Here is a 26,345-nt window from a genome sequence, read left to right on the forward strand (position 1 = left end):
GCGAGGATGCTGCGGAAGCTGTCCGGTGACCCGGAGTGCAGGAACGGAACGTGCCCGACGCTGTGGGGCACCGAAGATGCCAAGGACTACGTGGTCCAGGGCTACGTCATCACCGACCCCGAGCGGCTGGCTCAGCTCGACCTGCCCGAGGGCGAGACCGCCGTCGTGGTCCCGGCCGCGGTGCTGGAGGAGTACTTCCGTGCTCAACGGTGAGGAGTTCGGCCGTCTCTTCGAGACCTTCGAGCGGACTGCCTTCCGCCTGGAGACGCTCTCCGTCTACAGCGTGGACGAGGAACGCGAGGAGTTCGAACGCTTCCTGTCCGGCGGGGACATGGGCCCTGACTGGGACGACAACCCATGGGTGCGGTCCATGACCGACAAGGGCAAGCAGGTCTCGCGCATCCATGTGCTCAGGTCTCCGTTGACCGACTACCTGCGCTACGAACTGGCCGCCTACCCGGGCAACATCACGGCCGGCGAGACCATCGGCATCATCGACCAGGCCGACCAGGAGGTTGCCGACCTGCCCGATCACGACTTCTGGTTGTTCGATGACCAGGACGTGTACCGGATGCACTACACGTCCGAAGGTGCGTTCATCGGCGCCGAACTGCTTCCCGCCCACCGCCTTGCCGAGTATCGGGCCTACCGAGACCGCGCCCTGGCCGAAGCGGTGCCGTTCGCGGACTACTGGGAGCGGCACCGCTGACCGCCGACTCGATCGGGAAAGCCCTGCGGGCGCTGCGCGATGCATCCGGACTCACGGGTGACGCCGTGGCCCGCAGGGCTTCCATGTCTGCCGGAAAGCTCTCGAAGATCGAGACGGGCAAGGTACGACCGACCGTCCAGGATGTGGACCTGGTCCTCACCGCCATAGGCGTGAGCCAGGAGGTCAAGGAAGAGTTCCTGGCAGCCGCCCGCGCTGAAGCCACCGAGGCCACCGCATGGCGCCTGCTGCGCCGTATGGGCCCGTGGAAGCACCAGAAGACCATCCGGGCCATCGAAGCCGGCACCACCACGCTCAGGCTCTTGCAGGGCCAGCTCGTCCCCGGACTCCTCCAGACGCCCGAGTACGCCTCTGCCGTCTTCTCCCTGCCGCCGGCCATGCCGGAAGAGAGCAGGGCCAAGACCGTGGCGGCTCGCCTCGAACGGCAATCCGTCCTGTACGAGCCGGGCAGGTCGTTCCGCTTCCTGATCTGCGAGCACGTACTCCGGTGGCGCATCAGCGAGCCCGTGGTCATGGCGCTCCAGCTCGACCGGCTCGTATCCGTGTCCCGTCTGCCCAATGTCTCTCTCGGTGTCGTGCCTTCCGACCGCCGGATGCCTGACTTCCCCATGACTTGCTTCAGCCTCCACGACGACCGGCTCGTCATCGTGGAGACGTTCCACTCCGAGGTCACCACCCGCGACCCGAAGGACGTCCAGCTCTACCTCGAAACCTTCGAACGGTTCGCCGCGGTGGCGGTCTACGGCGACGTCATGAGAACCCTGGTCGAGGGCATCCGGGACGGATTCTTGCCCCAACAGGAAAGACCTTAGAACGGGCTGCTCAGCGGGTGAAGCATCAGCGGTGCCGACACCCCCCGAGGGAGGGAATCCCAGTGAGCAGCCCCAGCACCACGATGGACCCGCCTGTTCAACTGTCCCTCCCCCGCACACCGCCTGCACCTGCGCCGGGTTGCGGTGTCTGCGCTGCCCTTGCGAAGCAGCGCACAGCGGCGTACGGCGCCGGGGACCTGTCCGCTGTCTCGGACTGCAACGTCGAGCTGGCCGCGCACCCCAAGAAGCACTCTGGGGGGGCGGTAGTGGACATGCAGACCTGGAGAGACGGACGTACAGCGGCTCTGAGCGCCTCCGATGTCATGCGCGAGGTGCTCGCCTCCCTGGGCCTGCCGGAGAGCGCCTACGCGGCGATACGCCCACAGGTGACTCCCCGAGGCGAGCCGCTCGTGCACCTGGGCTCGATCCCCGCTGCTCACGTCGAGCAGATCGCAGAGGCGCTGCGAGGCAGCCGGGCACACCCCGAGCGGGACAGCGGTGCCCTTCCCATCTGAATCAAGGAGGACCAGATGACCGACCTGTACGGACTCGACATCTCCGGAGCCCGCTTCAGCAAGGCATGCGGAGGCAACACCCACCCGGACGGCGAGGCGTGCGTGACCCTCGCGAAGATCGGGCCGGACGCGTGGGCGATGGGCGACAGCAAGCGCCCGGACGCCGAGCCGCTGCGCTTCTCCACGGCCGAGCTGGACGCGGCGGGCATCGACCCCACCCGCTTCGACCTCTCCGCCTGAGCCACGGCACCACCTGAACTGACGGCCCTGCCCTCACGCCGACGGGCGGGGCCGTCGTCATCTCTCGGAACGGAGCAGCGGTGCACCACCACGGTTACGCATGGGTGGGGGAGAAGAAGACGTTCGACAGGGAGAGCGTCCGCAGACCGCCCGGCCAGGCTCCGGCGGCGACCAGTGAGCAAGAGGTGCACGACCGGTATCGGGAAGCCGTGGCAGCCTTCCCGACTACCGACCTCCCTCCGATCCAGACGGCGCACTGGCTGATGAAACCGCCCTCGATGATCCGGGGGACATGGGAGGAGCCCAAGGAGGCCGGCGAGTGGCTGGGCCTTCAGCTCGCAGAGTTCGCACCCCGGTTCGCCTCTGAGCAGGATCGGGAAGTGACCAGGCTGGTTCTCCTGGTGAAGAGTGCGGTCGAGCGGCTGACGTGGGGAGGAGACGTATCCCTCGGCCACTACCTGAAGAGCACTGTCTTCCACTCCGTCGCTCTTGTGACGTGCTCGCCGAACCGCTCTGCTCCGGACCTGGCCTGTCCCCGCCCGTAGGCCAGTGCATGACAGCGGCCCCGGCGTATGCACGTGGCACCAGCAGTACCTCGACAAGAACCCGGGCGGCTACTGCGGCATCGGCGGCACGGGCGTCTCCTGCCCGATCGGCGTGGCCGCGGCGGAGTGACCCTCTGCCGCGGCCGGCCCTGCTAGACGACCGTCACGTACGGCCGGGCCCAGGAGGTGTGGTCGAAGGAGGAGCGGGCGTTGGCGTCCTCGACCACGAGGTGGAGGAGGCGGACGCCGGTCACGTCCAGGTCGATGGCGACGGGGCCGCCCGCGCCCGTCAGGGTGGGCGTGGTGAGCAGGGTGCGGCCGTCGCCGCGGACGATGGCCCGGGTGGCGCCGACCGAGGACTGCTTCGTCGAGAAGTCGTCGATGCCGACGAGGGCGGTGAAGCGGGCCGCGCGGCCGCCCAGGTGGTAGACGATCTCCGACGGGGCGTGCACGCCGAGGCCCTTCGGGTACGTGACGCCGCCGAAGGCGATCGGTGTGCCGTCGCCCGCGGCCTGCTTGCCGTTGGAGCGGTCGATCTCCACCGGCCCCCAGCCGTTGGTGGCCGAGACCCACGGCAGGTCGCTGAGGTGGCTGTCGCGGGTGGGCGGGGCGGGGAGCGGGGTGAACCGCGCCGACGCGGTGAAGCGGAAGGCGGAGGTCGTGGCGGCGGCCGTCAGGAGGGCGGCCGGCGCCGTGTCGGGCGTCGTGATCGCCCAGACCGTGGTCAGGGCCGCGCCGGGGGCCAGTGAGGCGGCAGTCGTCGGGCCCGTCGGGCTGGCCGTCCAGCCCGCCGGGACGGGGAGGGTGACGCGGGCGTCCGGCCAGGGGCGGTTGGTGCCGTTCGAGAGGGTCGTGGTGACCGTGCCGGCCGTGGGGTCCGCGGTCGCCGTGACACCCCACGGGCTGCGGACGTAGGTGTCCGCCCAGGAGGCGCGGAGCAGGGCCGTCAGCGAGGACACCACCGCCGGGTTCTTCGCCGCCACGTCGTTCTTCTCGGAGGGGTCCGCCGTCAGGTCGTAGAGCTCGAACTGCCACTGCGCGTCCGGCACCGTGCGGTCCCGCGCCGGGGCGAACCGTACGGCCTTCCACCGGTCCTTGCGGATCGCCTCCGCGACCCGCTTCGCCCGGCCCCCGTCCACCGCGTTGGCCCGGGTGGTGACGCCCTGCTCGTCCCGGTACCAGTACAGGTGGTCGTGGATCGGGGCGACGGCTGCCGCGCCCGCCAGGACCGGGGCCGCCGAGAGGCCGTCGAGGTCCGACGGGGCGGGGGCGCCGGCCAGGTCGGCGAGGGTGGGCAGGACGTCGTAGAGCGGGGTCGGGCGGGCGCTGGTGGTGCCGGGGGCGATGCGGCCCGGGGACCATGCGATGAGCGGGACGCGGACGCCGCCCTCGTACAGGTTGCGCTTGTAGCCGCGCAGCGGGCCGTTGGCGTCGAAGAGGTCGGGGTCGACGCCGCCCTCCTCGTGCGGGCCGTTGTCCGAGGCCACCAGCACCACGGTGCGCTCCGCGATCCCCCGCGCCTTCAGCCGGTCCACCACCGCGCCGACCTGCGCGTCGAGGAGGCTGATCTGCGCCGCGTGCGCCTTGTTGGCCTGCGTCCACGACCGCGAGGCGTACGCGCCGACGTCGGGGATGTCGCTGGGCGCGTGCGGGAGGTTCGGGGCCAGTACGAGGAGGAAGGGGTCCGGGCCGGAGGCGTGCGCGTCGATGAAGCCGAGGGCGCGTTCGGCGATCACGGTGGGGGCGAAGGTGCCCGCCGGGACCGGCTCCTTGGCGTTGTCGTGCCAGAGGTACGCCGGGTAGTACTCGTGGGCGTGGGTGTGGTCGATGTACCCGTAGAACTCCTCGAAGCCCCGCGCGGCCGGGTGGCTCGGCTGGTCCGCGGCCTCCGGTCCGAAGCCCCACTTGCCGAACAGGCCCGTACGGTAGCCCCGCGCGCGGAGCACCTCCGCGAAGGTGGTGTCCCCGGGGCCGAGGCCGCCCTGGCCGCCGCTGGAGGGGTTGGCGCGGACGGCGGCGTGGCCGGTGTGCAGGCCGGTGAGCAGGGCGGCCCGGGAGGGCGCGCAGACGGCGGCGGCGGAGTAGGCGTCGGTGAACCGCAGGCCCTCGGCGGCGAGTTGGTCGATGCGCGGGGTGGTGATGAGCTTCTGGCCGTACGCGCCGAGGTCGCCGTAGCCCAGGTCGTCGGCCAGGATCACCACGAGGTGGGGCGGGGCCGCCGCGTCCTCGGCGGCCGACGCGGCTGCGGCTCCGGGCAGTTGGGGGAGGGCGGCGAGGCCCACGGCGGCCGCGGATCCGGCGAGGAAGTGACGGCGGCTGGGCATCGCGAACTCCTGGGCTGCGTAGGGACGGTGAGAAGATCATCCGCACCTTCCCCGTACCCGGTCCATGCACGCGGCGTGAAGAACGCGTGACACGGTCAGATCGTCGAGGCGTCGATCACGAAGCGGTAGCGGACGTCGCCCGCCTGCACCCGCTCGTACGCCTCGTTGACCTGGTCCGCGCGGATCAGCTCGATCTCGGCGCCCAGCCCGTGCCCGGCGCAGAAGTCGAGCATCTCCTGGGTCTCGGCGATGCCGCCGATCATGGACCCGGCGAGGGTCTTGTTGCCGCCGATCACCGAGAACAGGTTCAGCGACACCGGCTCCTCCGGGGCGCCGACGTTCACGAGTGCGCCGCCGACCCGCAGCAGGGACAGGTAGCGGTCCAGGCCGAGCGGGGCCGAGACGGTGGACAGGATCAGGTCGAAGCGGCCGGCCAGCTCCTCGAAGGTGGCCTCGTCGCTCGTCGCGTAGTAGTGGGAGGCGCCCAGCCGCAGGCCGTCCTCCTTCTTGCGCAGCGACTGCGAGAGGACCGTGACCTCGGCGCCGAGCGCGGCCGCGATCTTCACGCCCATGTGGCCGAGGCCGCCCAGGCCGACGACGGCGACCTTCTTGCCCGGGCCCGCCTGCCAGTGCCGGAGCGGGGAGTACAGGGTGATGCCGGCGCACAGCAGCGGCGCGGCGGCCTCCAGGGAGAGGCCGTCGGGGATGCGGACGGCGTAGTTCTCGTCGACGACGAGGTGGGTGGAGTAGCCGCCGTACGTGGGCTCGCCGTTCCTGTCGAGGGCGTTGTACGTGCCGACGGGGCCCCCGGCGCAGTGCTGCTCCTGGCCGGCGAGGCAGTACTCGCACTTCCGGCAGGAATCGACGAGGCAGCCGACGCCGATCCGGTCGCCGGCGGTGAACTTCGTGACTCCGGGGCCGACTTCGGTGACGACACCGGCGATCTCGTGGCCGGGGACCATCGGGAAGATGCCCTCGCCCCAGCCGTTGCCGACCTGGTGGATGTCGGAGTGGCAGATGCCGGCGTACTTGATGTCGATGAGGACGTCGTGCTCGCCGACGGGGCGGCGCGGGACGGTGACGCGCTCCAGCGGGGCCTTGGGGGCGGGGGCGGCGTAGGCGGCGACCTGGGTGACGGACATGGGTGCTGCTCCTCGGCGGTGACGCGGGTTTCGCAAGGAAGGGGGGTGGTGTCCGCCGCGGCCGTCTCGGCGCCGCGGTGACGGTGTCCAGGCTGCCCGTCCGCGCGGCGCCCACCCAGCCACCTGTCCTGCCTAGGACTGGTGAACCTACCCCTGGCGGGGTCAGGAACGCGCCCACACGGCGGTCGCTGCCCCGGCGATACTGGCGATATGGACCTGGTTGATCACGGAGCATGCCTCGGCGAGTTCCTCCGCTCCCGCCGCGCGCGCCTGCGCCCCGAGGACGTGGGCCTGCCGGACCACGGACGCCACCGGCGCGTCCCCGGGCTGCGCCGCGAGGAACTGGCGCAGCTGGCCGGGGTGTCGGTCGCGTACTACACGCGCCTGGAGCAGGGCGCGGGGCACAACGTCTCGGCTGAGGTCCTCGACGCGATCGCGCGGGCGCTGCGGCTGAGCGCGACGGAGCACGCGCACATGACGCACCTGGCCCGCCCGGTCCCCCGCAGGCGCCGCCAGAGCCCCCGCCCCCAGCAGGTCCGGCCGGAGCTGCGGACGCTGCTGGACGCGATGGAGGGCGTACCGGCGTACCTCGTGGGGCGGCGTCAGGACGTCATCGGCTGGAACCGGCTCGCGGCCGCGGTGTTCGGGGACTTCGGGACGCTGCCGGCGCAGGAGCGGAACCTGGTGCGGCTGGTGTTCCTGGACCCGGCGACGGCGGAGCTGTACGCGGAGTGGGAGTGCCGGGCCTGCGAGGTGGTGAGCAACCTGCGCATGTACGCGGGCCGGCACCCGGAGGACGAGCAGCTGTCGGCGCTGGTCGGGGAGCTGTCGGTGAAGAACGAGGAGTTCCGGCGGCTGTGGGCGGCGCACACGGTGGCGGACAAGACGCACGGGGTGAAGAAGCTGCGCCACCCCCTGGTGGGCGCGCTCGACCTGCACTTCGAGACGCTGACCCTCCCGGGCGACCCGGAGCAGTGCCTGGTCGCCTTCCACCCGGCGCCGGGTTCCCCGTCGGAGGACGCCCTGCGCCTGCTGTCGTCGTGGACGAGGCCGGAAGCCGCGCCCGCCCCTATACACACCCCCCAGAGCCAGAACTAGAACTGGAGCTTCAACTGGAAGACGGCCGCGCCGCGTTCCAGCCGGTAGCCCAGGGCCTCGTTCACCGCCCGCATGGGGGTGTTCTCGTCGGCCACCGTCGTGCCGATCTGTCGCAGGGCCGGGAACCGGCGGGCCGCCTCCGCCTCCATGCGGAGCTTCACCGCCCGGCCGAGGCCGTGGCCGCGGTGGGCGGGGACGACGACCGTGTCGTACTGGATGGCGCGCGGCCCGGCCGGGTCCGGCAGGACGAGTTCCGTGTACGCGGCCACCTCCCCAGCGGGGGTGACGGCGGCGACCGTGGTCATCTCGCCGCCCCGGTCCAGGACCAGTTGCTGCGCCGCGTGCAGCCGCTGCGCGGTCCAGGACTGGATCCGCTCGTCCATGTCCCCGCTCGGCGCGTCCTCCATCGCCCCGTGGGCCACGGCGGCCGCGGGCGCCCACGCGTCGGGCACCAGGCCGTGCCAGGTCAGGAGCTCGTAGCCGGGCGTGTCCGGGGCCTGGTCTCGGGACGCCCCGGCTCCGCCGATCTCCCGCACGTACCAGGCCATGGGCAGCACGTTCTCGAAGCCGAGGGCCTCGGCGAAGGCCTGCCCCGGTCCGCCGAGGTCCGCCACCGTGGCCACCGACGTGCGGCCTTGGGCGAGCAGTTCCTCGCGGACCCGCTGCCACAGGGCCGTGCCGACACCCCGCCGGCGCGCGTCGGGGCGTACGGCGAGGACGTCCAGGTACGCGGTGTGGGTGTTGCCCTCGTCCGTGAACAGGAGGAGCGCCGCGACGCCCTCGTCGGCCGCCCACTGCACGCTCCGGCCCCGCGCGGGCGGCACGCCCAGCCGCCCGGCGACCTCCGCCCGGGTGGGAGCGGGCACGTCCGGCAGGTCGGCGCTCTGCGCGGCGGCGAGGACCGCCACCCAGGCGTCCAGTTCGGTGTCGGTCGGGGGCACGGACAGGGTGCGGATCGTCATGCCCCGGACCCTAGGCGACCTGCCGGGCGGGCGCTCACGGGTTTTCGGTCACTGTGCCGAAGGCGGGACCCCTGAGGGGCCCCGCCTTCCGTGCGGGTTGCGGCCTGGAGCGCCGCGGGCGTCAGGCCGCGCCGGCCTTCCATTCCGCCCAGGCCATGTTCCAGCCGTTGAGGCCGTTGTCCGGCGTGATGGTCTTGTCCGGGGAGTTGACGACGGTGACCACGTCGCCGATGAGCGAGTTGTCGTAGAACCAGGCGGCGGGCTGGTTCGGATCGTTCGCACCCTTGGCGTCGTTCAGGCCGACACAGCCGTGGCTGGTGTTGACGCTGCCGAAGATCGAGTCCGCGCCCCAGTAGTTGCCGTGGATGAACGTGCCGGAGGTCGACAGGCGCATCGCGTGCGGCACGTCCTTGATGTCGTACTCGCCCTTGCCCTCTTCGTTCTTGAAGCCGACGGTGGAGCCGTCCATCCGCGTCTCCTTGAACTTCTCGGAGATCACCATCTGGCCGTTGTAGGTCGGGTTCTCCGGGGAGCCCGCCGAGATCGGGATGGTCTTGAGGACCGCGCCGTCCCGGGTGACCGTCATCTTCTTCGACTTCGCGTCGACCGTGGAGACCTGGCTGCGGCCGATCTTGAAGGTGACGGTCTTGTTCTGGACGCCCTGGACGCCGGGAGCGCCCTGGACGCCCTCCAGTGCCAGCTTCAGCGTGACGGTGGAGTTCGCCTGCCAGTACTGCTCGGGGCGGAAGTCCAGCCGCTGCGCGCCGAACCAGTGGCCGACGACCTCCTGGCCGCTGCTGGAGGTGACCGAGATGGCGGCCTGGACGGCCTTCTTGTCCTGGATCGGCTTGTTGAAGGTGATGGAGACCGGCATGCCGACGCCGACGGTCTGGCCGTCGTCCGGGATGAACGAGCCGACGAAGCTGTTCTCCGGGGATACCGTGGTGAAGGAGGTGTTCTCGTGCGCCTCGCGGCCGTCGGCGTCCTTCGCCGTCGCCGAGAGGGCGTACTTGGTGGAGCGCTTCAGCGCCGCGTCGGGCTTCCAGCTCTTGCCGTCGGCGGCGATCTTGCCGGCCACGGCGGTGCCCTCGGAGGTCTTCAGCTCGACGTTCGTGAGCGTGCCGTCGCTGACGGCGACGTTCGCGGCGTCGTTGAGGCCGACGTTGGTGGCGCCGTCCTTCGGCGTGATCGTTATTCGGGCTTTGGAGGCGTCCTTGGCCGCGGCCGCATCGACCTCGGCCTGGGACTTGCTGCTCTCGGCCGCCTTCGGCTTGTCGTCGCCACCGCACCCCGCGAGCATCAGCACCCCGCCGAGCACGGCGGACACGGCCGCCAGGGACCTTCTCCGCCGCTTGCTGTCCGTCCTCACACGCCACTCCATCGTTGCCGGAAACCCCGGGGCTGCCGTCCCGGGACTGGCCGGGCAGGGGGGATGACCCCCTGCCTCGCCATGACAACGCGATAACGACGCGGATCGGTTCCACATTCCGTTGGGATGTGGGCCACCACACGGTCAGGCGTTGTCGGTCTTCTCGTCGAAGTCTCCATCTTCCTCGTCCAGGTCCCACTCCATGGACTCGGGGTCGTATTCGACGGGCTCGCTGCTCCAGGAGGCCTGTGCCAGCTCCACTCCGGGGATCTCGGCGACCAGGTCGGTGGGGTCGACCAGGTAGGCCAGGGCCTCCGATTCGTCTTCGCGGACGGCGGACTCGGCGTGGCCGCGCTCCTCGTCCGGCATGAACTCGTCGGCCTCGATGTGTGCGAGGGCGGCTCCGGTCAGTGCTTCCGGATCCGGAACCTCCAGTACCAAATCCACCCGAAGGCGGACGAATCGTGATGTGTCAGAAGGGTTCATACGACGGAGAGTAAGCCCGCGGAACCCCCGGCTTTCCCACGACCCGCCCCTTTCCGTAGCATCACCGCACACGGCCAATTCGCTGCTGCCACAAGGGGGATCGCACCGTGTCCGCACGCCGTCCGCTGCTCACCGCTCTCGGGGCGACCACCCTCCTCGGCGCCCTCTGGTTCGTACCCTCGGCGAACGCCACCGCGCCCGGCGCCGCCGAAGGCCCCTCCGGCGTGCCCGCGGCCGCGAACAGCGCGGGCGCCGGTGCCCAGGAGGGCTCCCGGCCGGTTCCGCTCTCGCTCGCCGACACCGGCTCGGTCGACACCACCCCGTACCTCCTGGGCGGTACGGTCTGCCTCGGCATCGGGGCCGGCTTCGTCACGTACTCGGTACGCCGCTCCCGCACCGCGTAGGGCCCCGGCGCAACGCGAAGGGCCGCCCCGGTCGGGACGGCCCTGTGCGGTGGATCCGCGCGGGGGTCAGGCCAGCGGGCCCGTCACACCCTCCACCGCGGCGACGAGAGCACCCGTACGGATGAACTCGTCGGCGGCGGCCAGGTCAGGGGCGAGGAAACGATCCGGCCCGGGACCCTCGACACCCGCCGCGCGGGCGGCGGCGATCGCGGCCAGGCTGGCCGGGGCCGCGGTGAGCCCGTGGCGCAGCTCGATGGCGCGGGTGGCCGCGTACAGCTCGATCGCGATGATCCGGGTCAGGTTGTCGACGGCCGTACGGAGCTTGCGCGCGGCCGACCACCCCATCGAGACGTGGTCCTCCTGCATGGCGGAGGAGGGGATCGAGTCGGCGGAGGCCGGCACCGCGAGCCGCTTCATCTCGCTGACCAGGGCGGCCTGCGTGTACTGGGCGATCATCAGACCGGAGTCCACGCCGGCGTCGTCCGCGAGGAACGGCGGCAGGCCGTGCGAGCGGTTCTTGTCGAGGAGGCGGTCCGTGCGGCGCTCGGCGATGGAGCCGAGGTCGGCGGCGGCGATGGCCAGGAAGTCCAGGACGTACGCGACCGGGGCGCCGTGGAAGTTGCCGTTGGACTCCACGCGGCCGTCGGGCAGGACCACCGGGTTGTCCACGGCGGCGGCCAGCTCGCGGGAGGCCACCAGGGCGGCGTGCGCCATGGTGTCGCGGCCGGCGCCGGCCACCTGCGGGGCGCAGCGCACGGAGTAGGCGTCCTGCACGCGCGGGGCGGACTCCTCCTGGAAGTGCCCGGTGAGCCCCGAGCCCTTGAGCACGGCGGCCATGTTGGCGGCGGAGGCGCCCTGGCCGGGGTGCGGGCGGATGGCGTGCAGCTCGGGCTGGAGGACCTTCTCGGTACCGAGCAGCGCCTCCAGGGTGAGCGCGGCGGTGATGTCGGCGGAGGTGTAGAGCTTGCCGAGGTCGGCGAGGGCCATGACGAGCATGCCGAGCATCCCGTCGGTGCCGTTGAGGAGGGCGAGGCCCTCCTTCTCGCGGAGCTCGACGGGCTCGATGCCGTGCTCGGCGAGCAGCTCGCCGGCGGGGCGGACGACCCCGTCCGGGCCCTCGGCGTCCCCTTCGCCCATGAGCGCGAGCGCGCAGTGGGAGAGCGGGGCGAGGTCGCCGGAGCAGCCGAGGGATCCGTACTCGTGGACGACGGGGGTGATCCCGGCGTTGAGCACGTCGGCCATGGTCTGCGCGACGGAGGGGCGCACGCCGGTGTGGCCGGAGGCCACGGTCTTGAGCCGCAGGAACATCAGCGCGCGGACCACCTCGCGCTCGACGCGCGGGCCCATGCCGGCGGCGTGCGAGCGGACGATGTTGCGCTGGAGCTGGGCGCGCAGCTCGGGGCTGATGTGCCGGGAGGCGAGGGCGCCGAAGCCGGTGGACACCCCGTAGACGGGTTCGGGCTTGGCGGCGAGCGCGTCGACGATCTCGCGTGCGCGGCCGAGCGCGGCGAGCGCCTCGGCGGACAGCTCGACCCGCGCGTTGCCGCGGGCGACGGCGATGACGTCCTCGGCGGTGGTCCCGGACGTCCCCACCACGACAGTGTGCATATCCATATTCAGCACCCTACGGATTGAATCGCTTCATGTCACCCCTTCACGGCACCCGGCTGCACGGGGCTCGGCGCGCTCGGCGCGCTCGGCGCGCTCGCAGATCCAGCCCCGCCAGCGCTTGAGGCGCGGGGTCCGGGGCGGAGCCCCGAATCTTTGGGGCGCACCCGGCCGGGGAGGTGGACCACGTCGTGCCCCGCCGGGGCGGGGGCGCGGGGCGGAGCCCCGGGGTCACTGGCGGCCACGGAAGCGGCGCCGCTCGCCGGAGGCGGCCTCGGCGGCGGCGTCGGCCATCCGCACCACAGCGGTGTCGCGCCCGGCGACAACCGGCTTGGGGGAGCGCGCCGCCTTCGCCTTGTACTGCGCCGCATCCGCCAGCCGGAACAACCGCCGCGAGGACTTCACCAGCCCGATCGGATCCCCGGTCGAGGCCACCCCGCAGGCCACCCCCTCCCCCAGCTCCAGCTCCGCGGCCCGCGTACACAGCTCCTCGGTGACCCGTACGACCTCGTCCGCCGTCGGCCCGACCCCGACCAGGCAGAACTCGTCGCCGCCCAGCCGCGCGACCAGCGCCCCCGGCAGCATCGCCCCGCACAGGCTCAGCACCGACCCGAAGCGCTCCAGCAGCCGGTCGCCCATCGCGTGGCCGAGGGTGTCGTTGACCGTCTTCAGGCCGTTCAGGTCGCAGACGACCAGGCTGACCACGGCCCCCGTCCGCCGGTGCTCCTCCAGGGCCTCGTCGAGCCGCATGTCGACGGCCCGGCGGTTCGCGAGCCCGGTAAGGGGGTCGGTGAAGGCGAGCCGCCGGGCCTCCTCCAGCCGCTCGTTCTGGGCGAGCCCGGCCGCGACCACGGCGGCGAGGACGGTCGCGAACTCGGCGTCGTCCTCGTCGAAGTCGGGCAGCCCTTCGTCGCGGGCGACGTACAGCTCGCCCCAGGCCCGCCCGCTCAGCACGATCGGTGCGACCACGCAGGTCCCCCGCCCGCGCCGCCGCAGCGCATCGCCGCGCCGGCCGGGCCGGTCGCCGACGGCGTTCTCGACCCAGGCGTGCGGGCCGCCGCCGCCCGCCCAGCGCTCGTGCAGGAACTCGGTGATCTCGGGGAAGTCGTGCACCGGGTAGGACTCGTCCTCGGGGAACTCCAGTTCCCCGGGGCGCCGCTCCCCCTCGTTCACGAGCACCCGCAGGCGACCCCGCTCCCGTTCCCACGCGGAGATCGCGGCGAACGACCCGTCCAGCGCCACCCGCGCCCCCCGCGCGGCGGCCCGCACACTGTCCCGCGGCGCGTTGGCCGCGGCCATCGCCTGCGCCAGACCCACCACGGCTCGCAGTCGTCCGTCGACTCCCATCACCCCAGGTTAGGGAGTTTTGTGTGATTTGGTGACAATTGGCGCGACTTTGGGTGGCGGGGGATGACTGGGGGTGATGGCGGGCGGCAGATCCCGAGCCGGGGGCAGCCCTACCCGCACCAAACAGCGGCGAGAGCCATGCTCATGCCATCGCTGTCATAATCGGACGTTGTGTGGACAACGCTTGCGCCGCTCATCGGCGTCCTGCTCGGCGGGCTCATGTCGATGCTGGCCCAGCGCTCGGCAGGACGCGCCGTGGAACGCGGCGAGGCGCGCCGCAGTGTTCGTGAACTTGCCGAGGCGCGCCGCAACGAGCGGCTCACTCACCTCATCGAATTTCTGTCTGCGGTGCAGGAAGCCGAACGAGTCGCGGTGGATCGGCATCACCACAACCTGGCTGACGAGCAGTGGCAGGCCCGGGCAAGGCAGGTCCTTGACAGGGTGTGGGTGGTGCAGAAGACGATCCACGTGCTGTGCACGTCTGAGGTCAGCGAAGCGGCACATAGCCTCGCGTGGGCAGTACAAGAGGTGATCAGGAAGGGCCCCGAAGACCCGGGAGAGCCACAGGACGAGAAAGTCTGGGCGCACATCCGTCCGAGCCGACAGGCATTCCTTGATCTCGTGCGCGACCAGCTGAGTTGAAACCCTTCGCCGGCTTCTCGCGGGACGCGAAGCCCGCGCTACCTGCGCGGTTCGGTCCTGCCGGCGTTTGGGCGCCGCTGGGCGTTCGAAGCGCGCGCCGCCGGGGGCGGGTGTGTGCCGGGGCGCCCCCGCAGGGCGCCGAACGCTGTCCCGCTGCCACGGTCCGGCCCCTGGTCACGTTCGGCGCCCGAGGAGGTGCCCCGGCGCGCGCCCGGCCCCGGCGGACCACAGCCGTCCCCGCAGGCCGGGGGCCGGCGGGGGTTACTGGCCCGGCCAGTTGGGCTTGCGCTTTTCGTTGAAGGCCGACACGCCCTCCGCGCGGTCCCCGGAGAAGGCCACCGTGCGCCAGGCCGCGTCCTCGATCTCCAGGCCCGCCGCCAGGTCCATGCCGTGCCCCAGCCGCAGCGCCCGCTTGGCCGCCCGCAGCCCCACCGGGGAGTTCGCCGCCATCCGGGCCGCCAGGGCGAGGGCCTCGGCCGTGTCCTGGCCGGCCGGAACCACCGAGTCCACCAGCCCCAGGGACAGCGCCTCCGGCGCCTCCACGCGGCGGGCCGTGAAGATCAGCTCGGCCGCCCGGGCCGCGCCCACCCTCCGCGGCAGCAGCTGCGTGCCCCCGCCGCCCGGGATCACGCCCACCGACACCTCGGGCAGGCCGACCACGGCCGTCTCGTCGGCGACGATCACATCGCAGGCCAGGGCCAGCTCGAAGCCGCCGCCCAGGGCGAAACCGTGCACGGCGGCGATCGTCGGCATCGGCAGCTCCAGCACGCCCCCGTACGCGCCCCGCGTGGTCGGCCGCTGCCGCACCAGCTCCGCGTCCGACAGCGAGTTCCGCTCCTTGAGGTCCGCACCGACGCAGAACGCCCGCTCCGCGGTGGAGGAGAGCACGACCACCCGTACGGAAGGATCGGCCGCCAGCGCCGCGCACGCGCCGCCGATGGCGCGCGCCATGTCCGTGGACACCGCGTTCATCGCCTTCGGGCGGTCCAGGACCAGCTCCACGACCCCGTCGTCGCCGTGCCGCCGCAGCGAAACGTACTCCGACTCGAACGCCGATACGGCCGCGGACAGGGTCTCGGACATGGGCAGGGCCTCCCGGTTAACGAACGTTACCCGGGGATCTTAGGCTTCCGGCGCGTCAGCGACCAGGGTTCCACCACTCCCAGCCCGCGCACCGGCCGCTGCCACATCGGCTGGAGCGCGAAGCGGTACCCGCCGCCGCCCTCCTCCGCCTCGGCCTCCTTCTCCGAGACCGGCGCGGCCCCGGTCCGGCCCAGTTCCTCGGCCATCGCCCCGTCGACCAGCACCGCGTCCTTCGGGGCTATCGAGGTCAGCCGGCTCGCCAGGTTCACGGTGGTCCCGAAGACGTCGCCCATCCGGGTCGTGACGGTGCCGAAGGCGATCCCGACCCGCAGTTCGGGCATCATCGCGTCGGCCTCCATCGTCTCGATGAGCCGCAGCGCGATCTCGGCCGCCGTCGCCGCGTCGTCGGCGCAGTAGAGCACCTCGTCGCCGAGGGTCTTGATCAGCCGGCCGCCGTGCGCGGCCACCAGGTCCGCCGAGGTCGTCTCGAAGGACTCGACCAGCTCACCGAGCTCCTCCTCCTCCAGCCGGCGCGTCAGCCGGGTGAAGCCCACCAGGTCGGCGAAGCCCACCGCGAGGCGCCGGTCGACCATCTCCTCGTCGTCCGCCGCCTGCACCACGCGCCCGGTGGCGGCCGCCAGCTGGCGCCGCCACACGTAGACGAGGAACTCCTCCAGCTCGGGCAGCAGCAGCTCGACGAGGGGGTACGTGACCTCCGTACGGGTCATCCCCGGCTCGGGCGGCTCGGTGAGCCCCTCCAGGAACGAGTCGATCTGCCACTCCGCCAGCCGCGCCGTGGTCTGCCCGGTGGACCGGGCGACCTGCACCGCCATCGGCTCGCTCAGCAGCCCGGCCTCCACCAGGCCGGCGAGCCGGCGCAGCGCCAGGACGTCGGCTTCCGTCAGTGCCTTGGCCTGGCCGATGTCGGCGAAGCCCATGGCCCGCCAGAAGCGGGAGGCGAGCTCCATCGACACCCCGGCGCTGCGGGCGGCCTGGAACGGCGTGTAGCGGCGCTCGGCGCCGAGGATCAGCTGTTCGAGGCGGATGGCGAGGGGGTCCGCGGTCGGCTGCGCCGTGTGGTCGACCTCGTGGTGGGGGTGGTGCTGGTCGCGCCCGATCGGGGTTCCGGGACCGGTGGGCCCGGGGGCGGACGCGCTGGACGTAGGGTCGTCGACGGTCAAGGGCCGCCTCCTGTCCATTCCGTGCGCAATGCCCTGCGAACCGGTTGATCACCACGAGCACCGGGATCGCCTAAACCATACGGCAGGTGTGCCGTAGCTCACTCCCCCTCCCCGCGGATTTCAGCCCGTACGGAGTTTGGGGCGCCGGGGGCCCGGGGCCGGAGCCCCGCGCCACGGCGCCCCGCCCGGGCCGCGCCCCGGCCGCATCCGGGCCGTATCCGGCGGGAACCCCTTGGTCAGTGGACGGACCTCAGGTGCACCACGTCGCCCGCGCCGACGGCCTCGTGGGTCCCTTCGGCGGTGCGGATCACCAGCCGGCCGTCGGCGTCCACCGCTTCGGCCGTTCCGGTGAGCGTGCGGCCTCCCGGGAGCTCCGCGCGGACGTGTCGGCCGAGGGTGGCGCAGCCCGCCGCGTAGGTCTCCTGGAGGCCGCTGGCGGCGGGGTCGCCGCCGGCCGCGCGCCAGTTCCCGTACCACTGCTCCAGGGCGCGCAGTACGGCCTTCAGCAGCGGGTCCCGGTCGGTGACGGCGGCCTTGGCCAGGGCGAGCGACCCGGCGGCCGGCACCGGCAGCTCGTCCTCGGTCAGCGAGACGTTGAGCCCGATCCCGATGACCACGCCGTCGGTGACCCGCTCGGCGAGGATCCCGCCGGTCTTGCGCTCCTCCCCGTCCACGGTGACGAGCAGGTCGTTGGGCCACTTGAGGGCGGTGTCCACGCCGGCCGCCCGGGACAGCCCGGTCGCGGTGGCCACCCCGGCCAGCAGGGTCAGCCACCCCCACCGCTCCTGGGGCACGGCCTCGCCCGGCTTGAGCAGGACGGAGAAGAACAGCCCGGACCGGGCGGGCGCGACCCAGCTCCGGTCGAGCCGCCCGCGCCCGGCGGTCTGCTCCTCGGCGACGAGCACGGCCCCCTCGGGCAGCCCGCCGGCCCGCGCGGCGAGGTCGGAGTTGGTCGACCCGGTGGTGGTCACCACCTCCAGGGAGGTCCACAGCGACCCCTCGCCGACCAGGGCCCGCTCAAGGGCGGCGGCGTTGAGGGGCGGCCGGTCCAGGCTCGACCAGCGTCCGGCGGAGGCACCTGCTGATGCATCTGATGGCGTCATGCAAGCCAATGTAGGTGTGTCAAACGCCGCACTGCCGAGCGCCATGCCCGCCGATACGCTACGCACCAGTAGCCAGCCGTAGTCAGTCACATTGACCAGGCAGTTGACACCACGCAGGGAGCCGCGACCCCGATGTCACAACCCTCAGAGCCGATCGACATGCACACCACCGCGGGCAAGATCGCGGATCTGCAGCGCCGCATCGACGAGGCCACCCACGCCGGATCCGCCCGGGCCGTGGAGAAGCAGCACGCCAAGGGCAAGCTGACGGCGCGTGAGCGGGTGGCCCTGCTGCTGGACGAGGGCTCCTTCGTGGAGTTGGACGAACTCGCCCGCCACCGCTCCACCAACTTCGGGCTGGAGAAGACCCGCCCCTACGGTGACGGCGTCGTCACCGGCTACGGCACCGTCGACGGCCGCCCCGTCGCGGTGTTCTCGCAGGACTTCACCGTCTTCGGCGGCGCCCTCGGCGAGGTTTACGGGCAGAAGATCATGAAGGTCATGGACTTCGCGCTGAAGACCGGATGCCCCCTCATCGGCATCAACGACTCCGGCGGCGCCCGCATCCAGGAGGGCGTCAGCGCTCTCGGCATGTACGGCGAGATCTTCCGCCGGAACGTGCACGCCTCCGGGGTGATCCCGCAGATCAGCCTCATCGTCGGCCCCTGCGCGGGCGGCGCCGTGTACTCCCCCGCCATCACCGACTTCACGGTCATGGTCGACCAGACCTCGCACATGTTCATCACCGGCCCGGACGTCATCAAGACCGTCACCGGCGAGGACGTGGGCTTCGAGGAGCTCGGCGGGGCGCGCACGCACAACAGCACGTCCGGTGTCGCGCACCACATGGCGGGTGACGAGAAGGACGCCATCGAGTACGTGAAGTCCCTGCTCGCCTACCTGCCGTCGAACAACCTCTCGGAGCCGCCCGCCTTCCCGGAGGAGGCGGACACCGAGGTCACCGACGCCGACCGCGAGCTCGACGTGCTGATCCCGGACAGCGCGAACCAGCCGTACGACATGCACGCCGTGATCGAGCACGTGCTCGACGACGCGGAGTTCCTGGAGACGCAGGCGCTCTTCGCGCCGAACATCCTCACCGGCTTCGGCCGGGTCGAGGGCCACCCGGTGGGCATCGTCGCCAACCAGCCGATGCAGTTCGCCGGCTGCCTGGACATCGACGCCTCCGAGAAGGCCGCCCGGTTCGTACGGACCTGCGACGCCTTCAACATCCCGGTTCTGACGTTCGTCGACGTGCCGGGCTTCCTGCCGGGCACCGACCAGGAGTACAACGGAATCATCCGGCGCGGCGCGAAGCTGATCTACGCGTACGCGGAGGCGACCGTGCCCCTGATCACCGTCATCACCCGCAAGGCCTTCGGCGGCGCGTACGACGTCATGGGCTCCAAGCACCTCGGCGCGGACCTCAACCTGGCCTGGCCGACCGCGCAGATCGCCGTCATGGGCGCGCAGGGCGCGGTGAACATCCTGCACCGCAGGACGATCGCGGAGGCGGATGATGTGGAGGAGACCCGGGCGCGGCTCATCGCCGAGTACGAGGACACGCTGCTGAACCCGTACACGGCCGCCGAGCGCGGTTACATCGATGCGGTGACCATGCCGTCCGAGACCCGGGCGCACGTGGTGAAGGGGCTGCGGCAGCTGCGCACCAAGCGGGAGTCCCTGCCGCCGAAGAAGCACGGCAACATCCCCCTCTAGCCCCTCCAGGAGGTCTCTGTGGTGATCAAGGTCGTCAAGGGCAATCCGACCCCGGAGGAGCTGGCCGCCGCTCTGGCGGTGGTCCAAGCGCGCGCGGCGGCGCTGGCCTCCACGCCGTCGGGCGCGCCCCGGGTCGCGGACGAGTGGTCGACGCCGGCCCGGGTGGCGCGGCGCCGGCTGCCGCGGCCGGGGCCGCGCGCGTGGGGCCGTACGTACTGGCCCGGCTAGGACCGCCGGCCGGTCCCGTCCGGCCCGGATGCGGAAGATGACGCGAACGGACGGTGGCGCCTGAGTACCCGTACTCAGGCGCCACACGCGTCCCCGGGGCCAGGATCGGGGCATGCTCTGGTCCGATCCCAAGAACGAGCCGCCGAAGGACATGCGCGACGCGCAGGCGATGATCCGGCGGATGACCGTGGTGCTCGCCCTCGCCATGCTCGTCGTGGTCTACGTCCTCGGCGTGGGCTTCTAGGCCCCCGCCGGGCCGTGCGCGCGGCGCCCCTACGATGGCTGCATGACCGCCACCGCTCCGTCCGGAGACACGCGCAAGCTCGTCCTCGCCTCCGCCTCCCCGGCCCGGCTGAACCTGCTGCGGCAGGCCGGGCTCGCCCCCCACGTCATCGTCAGCGGCTTCGACGAGGACGCGCTGAACCACGACGAGCCCGCCGAGCTGGCCCTGGCGCTGGCCGAGGCGAAGGCGGCGGTCGTGGCGGCTCTGGAGGAGGCCGCGGGCGCGCTGGTGATCGGCTGTGACTCCGTACTGGAGCTGGACGGCGAGGCGCTGGGCAAGCCGGCGGACGCCGAGGAGGCCACGGCCCGCTGGAAGGCGATGCGCGGCCGCTCCGGGGTGCTGCGCACGGGGCACTGCGTGATCGACACGGCGGACGGCCGTCAGGTCTCGGCGACGGCCTCCACGACGGTCCGCTTCGGCGAGCCCACGGACGCGGAGGTCGCGGCGTACGTGGCGAGCGGCGAGCCGCTGCACGTGGCGGGCGCGTTCACGCTGGACGGGCTGTCGGCGCCGTTCATCGAGGGCATCGACGGGGACCCCGGCAACGTGATCGGGCTGTCGCTGCCGCTGCTGCGTTCCCTGCTGGGTGAACTGGGCGTGTCCATCACGGACTTGTGGGCTTGAGCTCCCCGAGCGGCGGCGCAGGCGGCGCGGCGTAGAGCGTCAGGGTCAGTACGAGCAGGCACAGGATCAGCATCATCACCGCGAAGGCGCCCCAGCCGACCAGGGCGACGGTGAGCACGCCGAGGACGCCGTGGGTGACGGCGGCGGAGACGAGCACGACGCGGGCGAAGCGGCCGGGTTCCCGGTCGCGTACCGCGGTGAGGGCGGCGAGTACGGCGGTCAGGAGCAGGAAGGCCCCCATGCCCGCCCCGAGGCCGTAGGTTGCCTTGGACATGACATCCGGGTCGCTGCCCGCGATGGACATCGACTGGTTCTCCGTGGTCCGGCCCAGCACGATGTGGACGAGCACGAGCACGGCCGCTTCCGCGACGAGCACGATCGCGGCCAGCCCGGCCACGAGTCTGCGCAGCACCTCGCCCCACCCCCCACGCGTCACAAGCCTGTTCGACGCCTGGAGGCTACTAACGGGTAAACGTGCGGACAAGAGGTCCGGGCCGCTTCGTTACGGTAGGGCCCCTGTACAGCGATCAAGCAAAGAAAATGTGGGCCGTTCGTAGGGACTCGACAAAGAATCACCCGGGCCCGCTGACCGGCTGGACAGAGACCTTGGATACATGACGGGGTTACTGTGCAGTCGGGGATCCCCCTGACCTGGGGCGCCACAAGGCTTTCCCAGTCCAAGTGACCCCGCATCACACTCTGTGTGGGCAAGGTCACCACTGGGGAAGGGTCGAAAGGCCGTGTGGGCTGTCCCTAAACTCAGCTTGTTTCAAGGAGGGAGCCATCGTGCGCAAGGTGCTCATCGCCAACCGTGGCGAAATCGCTGTCCGCGTTGCTCGGGCCTGCCGGGACGCCGGGATCGCGAGCGTAGCCGTCTACGCCGATCCGGACCGGGACGCTCTGCACGTCCGCGCGGCCGACGAAGCTTTCGCGTTGGGCGGTGACACCCCGGCCGCCAGCTACCTGGACATCTCCAAGGTCCTTCAGGCCGCAGCCGATTCCGGTGCGGACGCCATCCATCCCGGATACGGCTTCCTGTCCGAGAACGCCGACTTCGCGCAGGCCGTACTCGACGCCGGCCTGACCTGGATCGGTCCGCCGCCGCAGGCCATCCGGGACCTCGGTGACAAGGTCGCCGCCCGTCACATCGCCCAGCGGGCCGGCGCGCCGCTGGTCGCCGGTACGCCGGACCCCGTGTCCGGGGCCGACGAGGTGGTCGCGTTCGCCAAGGAACACGGCCTGCCCATCGCCATCAAGGCCGCCTTCGGCGGTGGCGGCCGCGGCCTCAAGGTCGCCCGCACCCTCGAAGAGGTGCCGGAGCTCTACGAGTCCGCCGTCCGCGAGGCCGTCGCCGCCTTCGGCCGCGGCGAGTGCTTCGTCGAGCGCTACCTCGACAAGCCGCGGCACGTCGAGACCCAGTGCCTGGCCGACTCCCACGGCAACGTGGTCGTCGTCTCCACCCGTGACTGCTCGCTGCAGCGCCGCCACCAGAAGCTCGTGGAGGAGGCCCCGGCGCCGTTCCTCTCCGAGGCGCAGAACGCGGAGCTGTACGCCGCCTCGAAGGCGATCCTGAAGGAGGCCGGCTACGTCGGCGCCGGCACGGTCGAGTTCCTGGTCTCCGCCGACGGCCTGATCTCCTTCCTGGAGGTCAACACCCGTCTCCAGGTCGAGCACCCGGTCACCGAGGAGGTCTCGGGCATCGACCTCGTGCGCGAGATGTTCCGCATCGCCGACGGCGAGGAGCTCGGCTACGGCGACCCGGTCCTGCGCGGTCACTCCTTCGAGTTCCGCATCAACGGCGAGGACCCGGGCCGCGGCTTCCTGCCGGCCCCCGGCACCGTCACCAAGTTCGCCGCGCCCTCGGGCCCCGGCGTGCGCCTCGACACGGGCGTCGAGTCCGGCAGCGTGATCGGCCCGGCCTGGGACTCCCTGCTGGCCAAGCTGATCGTCACCGGCGCCACCCGCGAGCAGGCCCTCCAGCGCGCCGCCCGCGCGCTCGCCGAGTTCGAGGTGGAGGGCATGGCCACCGCCATCCCCTTCCACCGCGCGGTCGTCACCGACCCGGCGTTCGCCCCCGCCGACGGCAGCCCGTTCACGGTCTACACCCGGTGGATCGAGACCGAGTTCGTCAACGAGATCCCGGCGTTCGCGGCCCCGGCCGCGGAGGAGACCGAGGACGAGCCGGGCCGCGAGACGGTCGTCGTCGAGGTCGGCGGCAAGCGCCTGGAGGTCTCCCTCCCGTCCTCGCTCGGCATGACCCTGGCCCGTACGGCCGCCGCCGGCGGTGCCAAGCCCAAGCGCCGCGCCGCCAAGAAGTCCGGCCCGGCCGCCTCCGGCGACACCCTCGCCTCGCCGATGCAGGGCACGATCGTCAAGGTCGCGGTCGAGGAGGGCCAGCGCGTCGAGGAGGGCGAGCTGGTCGTCGTACTCGAGGCGATGAAGATGGAGCAGCCGCTGAACGCGCACCGCTCCGGCACCATCGTCGGCCTCACGGCCGAGGTCGGCGCCTCCCTCACCTCGGGCGCCACGATCTGCGAGATCAAGGACTGACGCCCCCGGTCACCCGAAGGCCCCGCCCGGTTCACCCGGGCGGGGCCTTCGTGCAGGGTCCGGGCGGAGCCCAGGACACCCCCTAGCGGCGCCGCATGTCCGCGACCCGGGCCCGCTCGCCCGGCTGCGGGTCCGGCACCATGCCCGCGCTGCGCAGCTGGGGGCCGCCGCGGCGCTGGACCGGGAGGGGCGAGTCGCGGCGGGGACGGCGCCCCGGGGGAAGGCCGTCGCCGGACGCGGCGCCCGGCATCCCGGAGCCGGCCACCGTGATCTGCACGCCCTGGTCGGCCAGCGCCTGCAGCTCCGTGGCGGCCCGGTCGTCGTGCGGCGGCGGCTCGTCCGTCACCAGGCGGGTCATCACGTCCGTCGGCACCGTCTGGAACATGGTGTCCGTGCCGAGCTTGGTGTGGTCGGCGAGGACCACCACCTCCCCCGCCGCCTGCACCAGGGCCCGGTCCACGCTCGCGGACAGCATGTTGGACGTCGACAGGCCGCGCTCGGCCGTCAGACCGCTGCCGGAGAGGAACGCGCGGGAGACCCGGAGCCCCTGGAGGGACTGCTCGGCACCGCTGCCCACGAGGGCGTAGTTGGAGCCGCGCAGGGTGCCGCCGGTCATGACGACCTCGACCCGGTTGGCGTGGGCCAGGGCCTGCGCCACCAGGAGGGAGTTGGTGACGACGGTCAGTCCGGGCACCCGGGCGAGCCGGCGGGCCAGCTCCTGGGTCGTGGTGCCCGCGCCGACGACGACGGCCTCGCCCTCTTCCACGAGGCCGGCCGCCACATCGGCGATGGCGGTCTTCTCCGCCGTCGCGAGATGGGACTTTTGCGGAAAGCCGGACTCCCGCGTGAAACCGCCCGGCAAGACCGCACCGCCGTGTCGGCGGTCGAGGAGTCCTTCTGCCTCCAGTGCCCGCACGTCCCGCCGTACGGTCACTTCGGAGGTCTGGACGACGCGGGCGAGCTCCCGGAGCGATACCGCTCCGTTGGCCCGCACCATTTCGAGGATCAATTGGCGACGTTCTGCAGCGAACACGAAACTGACAGTAACCCCAACGACCGTCTGCTTTCAGCTCCTTGCGCCGGAATACCGAAGTTGTCCATACGGTGGGGCGACTAGTGGTATACGCGGCCGGAGAGTTGCGTGAACGGCCGGCCACGAAACGGCGCCCCGCCCCAAACCCCTTACGGTATGCGGCGGTTCGAGCCGGTTACGCCTCCCCGGCGGCCTTCCGCGTGTGCAGCTGGCGGGCCACCTCGGCGATCGATCCCGACAGGGAGGGGTACACGGTGAACGCGTTTGCGATCTGCTCGACCGTCAGGTTGTTGTCGACCGCGATCGAGATCGGGTGGATCAGCTCGCTCGCACGCGGGGAGACGACCACACCGCCGACGACGATCCCGGTGCCCGGACGGCAGAACAGCTTCACGAAGCCGTCCCGGATGCCCTGCATCTTGGCGCGCGGGTTGCGCAGCAGCGGCAGCTTCACCACGCGGGCGTCGATCTTCCCGGCGTCCACGTCGGCCTGGGTGTAGCCGACCGTGGCGATCTCGGGGTCGGTGAAGACGTTCGACGACACCGTCTTGAGGTTGAGCGGGGCCACCGCGTCGCCGAGGAAGTGGTACATCGCGATGCGGCCCTGCATGGCGGCGACGGAGGCCAGCGCGAAGATCCCGGTCACGTCACCGGCGGCGTACACGCCGGGCGACGAGGTCCGCGACACCTTGTCGGTCCAGATGTGCCCGGAGTCCTTGAGCCGGACCCCGGACTCCTCCAGGTTCATGTCCTTGGTGTTGGGGATCGCGCCGACCGCCATCAGGCAGTGCGTGCCCGTGATGACCCGGCCGTCGGACAGGGTGACCTCCACCCGGTCCCCGACGCGCTTGGCGGACTCGGCGCGCGAGCGGCCGATGACGTTCATGCCGCGCCGCCGGAACACGTCCTCCAGGACGGCGGCCGCGTCGGGGTCCTCGCCCGGCAGCACGCGGTCGCGGGAGGACACCAGCGTCACCCGGGACCCGAGCGCCTGGTACGCGCCGGCGAACTCGGCGCCGGTCACACCCGAGCCGACCACGATGAGCTCCTCGGGGAGCTCGTCGAGGTCGTAGACCTGGGTCCAGTTCAGGATCCGCTCGCCGTCGGGCATGGCGTCCGGGATCTCGCGCGGGGTGCCGCCGGTCGCGATCAGCACGGCGTCGGCGGTCAGGATCGTCTCCGTGCCGTCGGCGGCGGTGACGATGACGTCCCGCGTGCCGTCGATGCCCTGCGGGCCGCCGAGCTTGCCCCGGCCGCGCACGACGCGGGCGCCGGCCCGGGTCACGGAGGCGGTGATGTCGTGCGACTGGGCGAGCGCGAGGCGCTTGACGCGCCGGTTGACCTTGCCGAGGTCCACGCCGACGACGCGCGCGGCCTGCTCCAGGGGCGGGGTGTCGTCCGCGACGACGATCCCGAGCTCCTCGTACGACGAGTCGAAGGTCGTCATGACCTCGGCGGTCGCGATGAGCGTCTTGGACGGTACGCAGTCGGTCAGGACCGAGGCCCCGCCCAGGCCGTCGCAGTCCACGACGGTCACCTCCGCGCCGAGCTGGGCCCCTACCAGGGCCGCCTCGTACCCGCCGGGTCCGCCGCCGATGATCACGATCCGGGTCACGAAAACTCCGCCTCACGTCTACCCGGCCGGCTGCCGCCCCGGCCGGTGGTCCGGGGGGTCTCCCCGGGGGATGCATTCCGTGCCCCATTGTCCCGCACGCTTCAAGGTGCTTCGCGCCCGGTCCCTCCATCCGGGCAGCGTCGGGCGCCATCCGGGCACGCGTGCACCGGCGCCCCTCCCGTACCCTCGACCTCATGTCGCTCTACGCCGCGTACGCCGGCAACCTCGACCCGCGGCTGATGACGCGCCGCGCACCCCATTCGCCGCTGCGCGGCACGGGCTGGATCAACGACTGGCGGCTGACCTTCGGCGGCGAGCAGATGGGCTGGGAGGGCGCGCTCGCGACGATCGTCGAGGCCCCGCGCCACCAGGTCTTCGTCGCGCTGTACGACATCGCGCCGCTGGACGAGGACTCGATGGACCGCTGGGAGGGCGTGGGGCTGGACATCTACCGCCGCATGCGGATCCGCGTCCACACCCTGGACGGCGAGGAGGCGGCCTGGGTGTACGTCCTCAACGGCTACGAGGGCGGCCTGCCGTCCGCGCGCTACCTGGGCGAGATCGCCGACGCGGCCGAGTCCGCGGGCGCCCCGCACGACTACGTGATGGAACTCCGCAAGCGGCCCTGCTAGCCGCGGGCGGGACGATTCGGCGGAAACGACAAGGCAACGATCCGAACACCGTGAGCTGTGCCATCTACGCGCG

At 72.0% G+C, this 26,345-nt stretch carries 28 protein-coding genes and 1 pseudogene; 16 read left to right on the plus strand and 13 right to left on the minus strand.

Annotated elements, in window-relative coordinates:
• The first annotated feature begins 6 nt into the window (after positions 1 to 6).
• The 7 genes and pseudogenes from ACFTXQ_RS25770 to ACFTXQ_RS25800 form a co-directional block, all read left to right on the plus strand.
• Positions 7 to 213: a hypothetical protein gene (locus tag ACFTXQ_RS25770; protein WP_060178883.1), complete on the plus strand. Its 207-nt coding sequence runs from the start codon at positions 7 to 9 to the stop codon at positions 211 to 213.
• On the plus strand, positions 200 to 709 hold the full coding sequence (locus ACFTXQ_RS25775) for a DUF6879 family protein (protein WP_382644641.1): 510 nt from the start codon (positions 200 to 202) through the stop codon (positions 707 to 709). The genes ACFTXQ_RS25770 and ACFTXQ_RS25775 overlap by 14 nt, the downstream gene beginning before the upstream one ends.
• Positions 710 to 732: 23 nt before the next feature.
• A complete protein-coding gene (locus ACFTXQ_RS25780; RefSeq protein ID WP_382644696.1) occupies positions 733 to 1,539 on the plus strand; it encodes a helix-turn-helix domain-containing protein in 807 nt (268 codons plus the stop codon).
• A gap of 272 nt (positions 1,540 to 1,811) precedes the next feature.
• On the plus strand, positions 1,812 to 2,054 hold the full coding sequence (locus ACFTXQ_RS25785) for a hypothetical protein (protein ID WP_382644642.1): 243 nt from the start codon (positions 1,812 to 1,814) through the stop codon (positions 2,052 to 2,054).
• Between the two features lie 15 nt (positions 2,055 to 2,069).
• Positions 2,070 to 2,294, plus strand: a complete 225-nt coding sequence (locus ACFTXQ_RS25790) for a DUF397 domain-containing protein (protein ID WP_382644644.1) — start codon at positions 2,070 to 2,072, stop codon at positions 2,292 to 2,294.
• 80 nt (positions 2,295 to 2,374) lie between these two features.
• Positions 2,375 to 2,839, plus strand: coding sequence for a hypothetical protein (locus ACFTXQ_RS25795; protein WP_382644646.1), 465 nt, complete (start codon positions 2,375 to 2,377; stop codon positions 2,837 to 2,839).
• A 34-nt stretch (positions 2,840 to 2,873) separates the two neighbouring features.
• Positions 2,874 to 2,969 (plus strand): annotated as a pseudogene (locus ACFTXQ_RS25800) (peptide-methionine (S)-S-oxide reductase); the annotation flags it as partial.
• A 22-nt stretch (positions 2,970 to 2,991) separates the two neighbouring features.
• Here the strand turns inward: ACFTXQ_RS25800 and ACFTXQ_RS25805 are convergent.
• Together ACFTXQ_RS25805 and ACFTXQ_RS25810 are read right to left on the minus strand one after the other, a co-directional pair.
• Positions 2,992 to 5,163, minus strand: coding sequence for a sulfatase-like hydrolase/transferase (locus ACFTXQ_RS25805; protein WP_382644648.1), 2,172 nt, complete (start codon positions 5,161 to 5,163; stop codon positions 2,992 to 2,994).
• Between the two features lie 95 nt (positions 5,164 to 5,258).
• The gene (locus tag ACFTXQ_RS25810; RefSeq protein ID WP_382644650.1) at positions 5,259 to 6,305 is read right to left on the minus strand and encodes an NAD(P)-dependent alcohol dehydrogenase; all 1,047 of its coding nucleotides are present in this window, start codon (positions 6,303 to 6,305) and stop codon (positions 5,259 to 5,261) included.
• Between the two features lie 210 nt (positions 6,306 to 6,515).
• On the opposite strand from ACFTXQ_RS25810, the gene ACFTXQ_RS25815 reads away from it, so the two are divergent.
• Positions 6,516 to 7,403: a helix-turn-helix domain-containing protein gene (locus ACFTXQ_RS25815; RefSeq protein WP_382644652.1), complete on the plus strand. Its 888-nt coding sequence runs from the start codon at positions 6,516 to 6,518 to the stop codon at positions 7,401 to 7,403.
• Here ACFTXQ_RS25815 and ACFTXQ_RS25820 read toward each other — a convergent pair.
• The 3 genes from ACFTXQ_RS25820 to ACFTXQ_RS25830 all read right to left on the minus strand — a co-directional run bounded on the left by ACFTXQ_RS25820 (position 7,400) and on the right by ACFTXQ_RS25830 (position 10,181).
• Positions 7,400 to 8,365, minus strand: coding sequence for a GNAT family N-acetyltransferase (locus ACFTXQ_RS25820; protein WP_382644654.1), 966 nt, complete (start codon positions 8,363 to 8,365; stop codon positions 7,400 to 7,402). The genes ACFTXQ_RS25815 and ACFTXQ_RS25820 overlap by 4 nt on opposite strands.
• A 121-nt stretch (positions 8,366 to 8,486) precedes the next feature.
• Positions 8,487 to 9,746 carry an Ig-like domain-containing protein gene (locus ACFTXQ_RS25825; RefSeq protein WP_382644656.1) on the minus strand — a complete coding sequence of 420 codons (1,260 nt, stop codon included), beginning with the start codon at positions 9,744 to 9,746 and terminating at the stop codon, positions 8,487 to 8,489.
• 132 nt (positions 9,747 to 9,878) lie between these two features.
• Positions 9,879 to 10,181 (minus strand): hypothetical protein, encoded by a 303-nt coding sequence (locus ACFTXQ_RS25830; protein ID WP_382644658.1) that lies wholly within the window; start codon positions 10,179 to 10,181, stop codon positions 9,879 to 9,881.
• 146 nt (positions 10,182 to 10,327) lie between these two features.
• Here ACFTXQ_RS25830 and ACFTXQ_RS25835 point away from each other — a divergent pair, with 146 nt between their 5' ends.
• A complete protein-coding gene (locus ACFTXQ_RS25835; RefSeq protein WP_382644659.1) occupies positions 10,328 to 10,624 on the plus strand; it encodes a hypothetical protein in 297 nt (98 codons plus the stop codon).
• Positions 10,625 to 10,690: 66 nt separating this feature from the next.
• Here the strand turns inward: ACFTXQ_RS25835 and hutH are convergent, their stop codons facing one another.
• Together hutH and ACFTXQ_RS25845 are read right to left on the minus strand one after the other, a co-directional pair.
• The gene (gene hutH, locus ACFTXQ_RS25840; protein WP_382644698.1) at positions 10,691 to 12,232 is read right to left on the minus strand and encodes a histidine ammonia-lyase; all 1,542 of its coding nucleotides are present in this window, start codon (positions 12,230 to 12,232) and stop codon (positions 10,691 to 10,693) included.
• Between the two features lie 231 nt (positions 12,233 to 12,463).
• Positions 12,464 to 13,579 carry a diguanylate cyclase domain-containing protein gene (locus tag ACFTXQ_RS25845; RefSeq protein WP_382644661.1) on the minus strand — a complete coding sequence of 372 codons (1,116 nt, stop codon included), beginning with the start codon at positions 13,577 to 13,579 and terminating at the stop codon, positions 12,464 to 12,466.
• A 171-nt stretch (positions 13,580 to 13,750) separates the two neighbouring features.
• Between ACFTXQ_RS25845 and ACFTXQ_RS25850 the strand changes: the two genes are divergently transcribed.
• The gene (locus tag ACFTXQ_RS25850) at positions 13,751 to 14,221 is read left to right on the plus strand and encodes a hypothetical protein (RefSeq protein ID WP_382644663.1); all 471 of its coding nucleotides are present in this window, start codon (positions 13,751 to 13,753) and stop codon (positions 14,219 to 14,221) included.
• A 261-nt stretch (positions 14,222 to 14,482) separates the two neighbouring features.
• Here the strand turns inward: ACFTXQ_RS25850 and ACFTXQ_RS25855 are convergent, their stop codons facing one another.
• From ACFTXQ_RS25855 to ACFTXQ_RS25865, 3 genes are all read right to left on the minus strand, one after another.
• Complete coding sequence (locus ACFTXQ_RS25855; RefSeq protein WP_382644664.1) at positions 14,483 to 15,304, minus strand: enoyl-CoA hydratase/isomerase family protein; 822 nt, start codon at positions 15,302 to 15,304, stop codon at positions 14,483 to 14,485.
• Between the two features lie 26 nt (positions 15,305 to 15,330).
• Entirely contained in the window at positions 15,331 to 16,485 is a 1,155-nt protein-coding gene (locus tag ACFTXQ_RS25860) for an adenylate/guanylate cyclase domain-containing protein (RefSeq protein ID WP_382644666.1), read from the minus strand.
• 236 nt (positions 16,486 to 16,721) lie between these two features.
• Positions 16,722 to 17,588 carry a biotin--[acetyl-CoA-carboxylase] ligase gene (locus tag ACFTXQ_RS25865; protein WP_382644668.1) on the minus strand — a complete coding sequence of 289 codons (867 nt, stop codon included), beginning with the start codon at positions 17,586 to 17,588 and terminating at the stop codon, positions 16,722 to 16,724.
• A 132-nt stretch (positions 17,589 to 17,720) separates the two neighbouring features.
• On the opposite strand from ACFTXQ_RS25865, the gene ACFTXQ_RS25870 reads away from it, so the two are divergent.
• The 4 genes from ACFTXQ_RS25870 to ACFTXQ_RS25885 all read left to right on the plus strand — a co-directional run bounded on the left by ACFTXQ_RS25870 (position 17,721) and on the right by ACFTXQ_RS25885 (position 20,442).
• Positions 17,721 to 19,307, plus strand: a complete 1,587-nt coding sequence (locus ACFTXQ_RS25870) for an acyl-CoA carboxylase subunit beta (protein WP_382644670.1) — start codon at positions 17,721 to 17,723, stop codon at positions 19,305 to 19,307.
• An 18-nt stretch (positions 19,308 to 19,325) separates the two neighbouring features.
• Positions 19,326 to 19,535: an acyl-CoA carboxylase epsilon subunit gene (locus ACFTXQ_RS25875; protein ID WP_382644672.1), complete on the plus strand. Its 210-nt coding sequence runs from the start codon at positions 19,326 to 19,328 to the stop codon at positions 19,533 to 19,535.
• A 112-nt stretch (positions 19,536 to 19,647) separates the two neighbouring features.
• Positions 19,648 to 19,779 (plus strand): morphogenic membrane protein MmpB, encoded by a 132-nt coding sequence (mmpB, locus tag ACFTXQ_RS25880; RefSeq protein WP_285440800.1) that lies wholly within the window; start codon positions 19,648 to 19,650, stop codon positions 19,777 to 19,779.
• A 42-nt stretch (positions 19,780 to 19,821) separates the two neighbouring features.
• Positions 19,822 to 20,442 (plus strand): nucleoside triphosphate pyrophosphatase, encoded by a 621-nt coding sequence (locus ACFTXQ_RS25885; RefSeq protein WP_382644675.1) that lies wholly within the window; start codon positions 19,822 to 19,824, stop codon positions 20,440 to 20,442.
• On the opposite strand, the gene ACFTXQ_RS25890 is transcribed toward ACFTXQ_RS25885, so the two are convergent.
• Complete coding sequence (locus ACFTXQ_RS25890; RefSeq protein ID WP_382644677.1) at positions 20,423 to 20,854, minus strand: hypothetical protein; 432 nt, start codon at positions 20,852 to 20,854, stop codon at positions 20,423 to 20,425. The genes ACFTXQ_RS25885 and ACFTXQ_RS25890 overlap by 20 nt on opposite strands.
• 374 nt (positions 20,855 to 21,228) lie before the next feature.
• Between ACFTXQ_RS25890 and ACFTXQ_RS25895 the strand changes: the two genes are divergently transcribed.
• A complete protein-coding gene (locus ACFTXQ_RS25895) occupies positions 21,229 to 22,992 on the plus strand; it encodes an acetyl/propionyl/methylcrotonyl-CoA carboxylase subunit alpha (protein WP_382644679.1) in 1,764 nt (587 codons plus the stop codon).
• An 82-nt stretch (positions 22,993 to 23,074) separates the two neighbouring features.
• On the opposite strand, the gene ACFTXQ_RS25900 is transcribed toward ACFTXQ_RS25895, so the two are convergent.
• On the minus strand, positions 23,075 to 24,025 hold the full coding sequence (locus ACFTXQ_RS25900) for a DeoR/GlpR family DNA-binding transcription regulator (RefSeq protein ID WP_382644680.1): 951 nt from the start codon (positions 24,023 to 24,025) through the stop codon (positions 23,075 to 23,077).
• A gap of 175 nt (positions 24,026 to 24,200) precedes the next feature.
• Positions 24,201 to 25,640: an NAD(P)H-quinone dehydrogenase gene (locus ACFTXQ_RS25905; protein WP_382644682.1), complete on the minus strand. Its 1,440-nt coding sequence runs from the start codon at positions 25,638 to 25,640 to the stop codon at positions 24,201 to 24,203.
• Positions 25,641 to 25,834: 194 nt separating this feature from the next.
• On the opposite strand from ACFTXQ_RS25905, the gene ACFTXQ_RS25910 reads away from it, so the two are divergent.
• Positions 25,835 to 26,272: a gamma-glutamylcyclotransferase gene (locus ACFTXQ_RS25910; RefSeq protein ID WP_030231145.1), complete on the plus strand. Its 438-nt coding sequence runs from the start codon at positions 25,835 to 25,837 to the stop codon at positions 26,270 to 26,272.
• The last annotated feature ends 73 nt before the right edge of the window (positions 26,273 to 26,345 follow it).

The sequence above is a fragment of the Streptomyces sp. NPDC057010 genome, assembly GCF_042673805.1.
Lineage (GTDB): Bacteria > Actinomycetota > Actinomycetes > Streptomycetales > Streptomycetaceae > Streptomyces.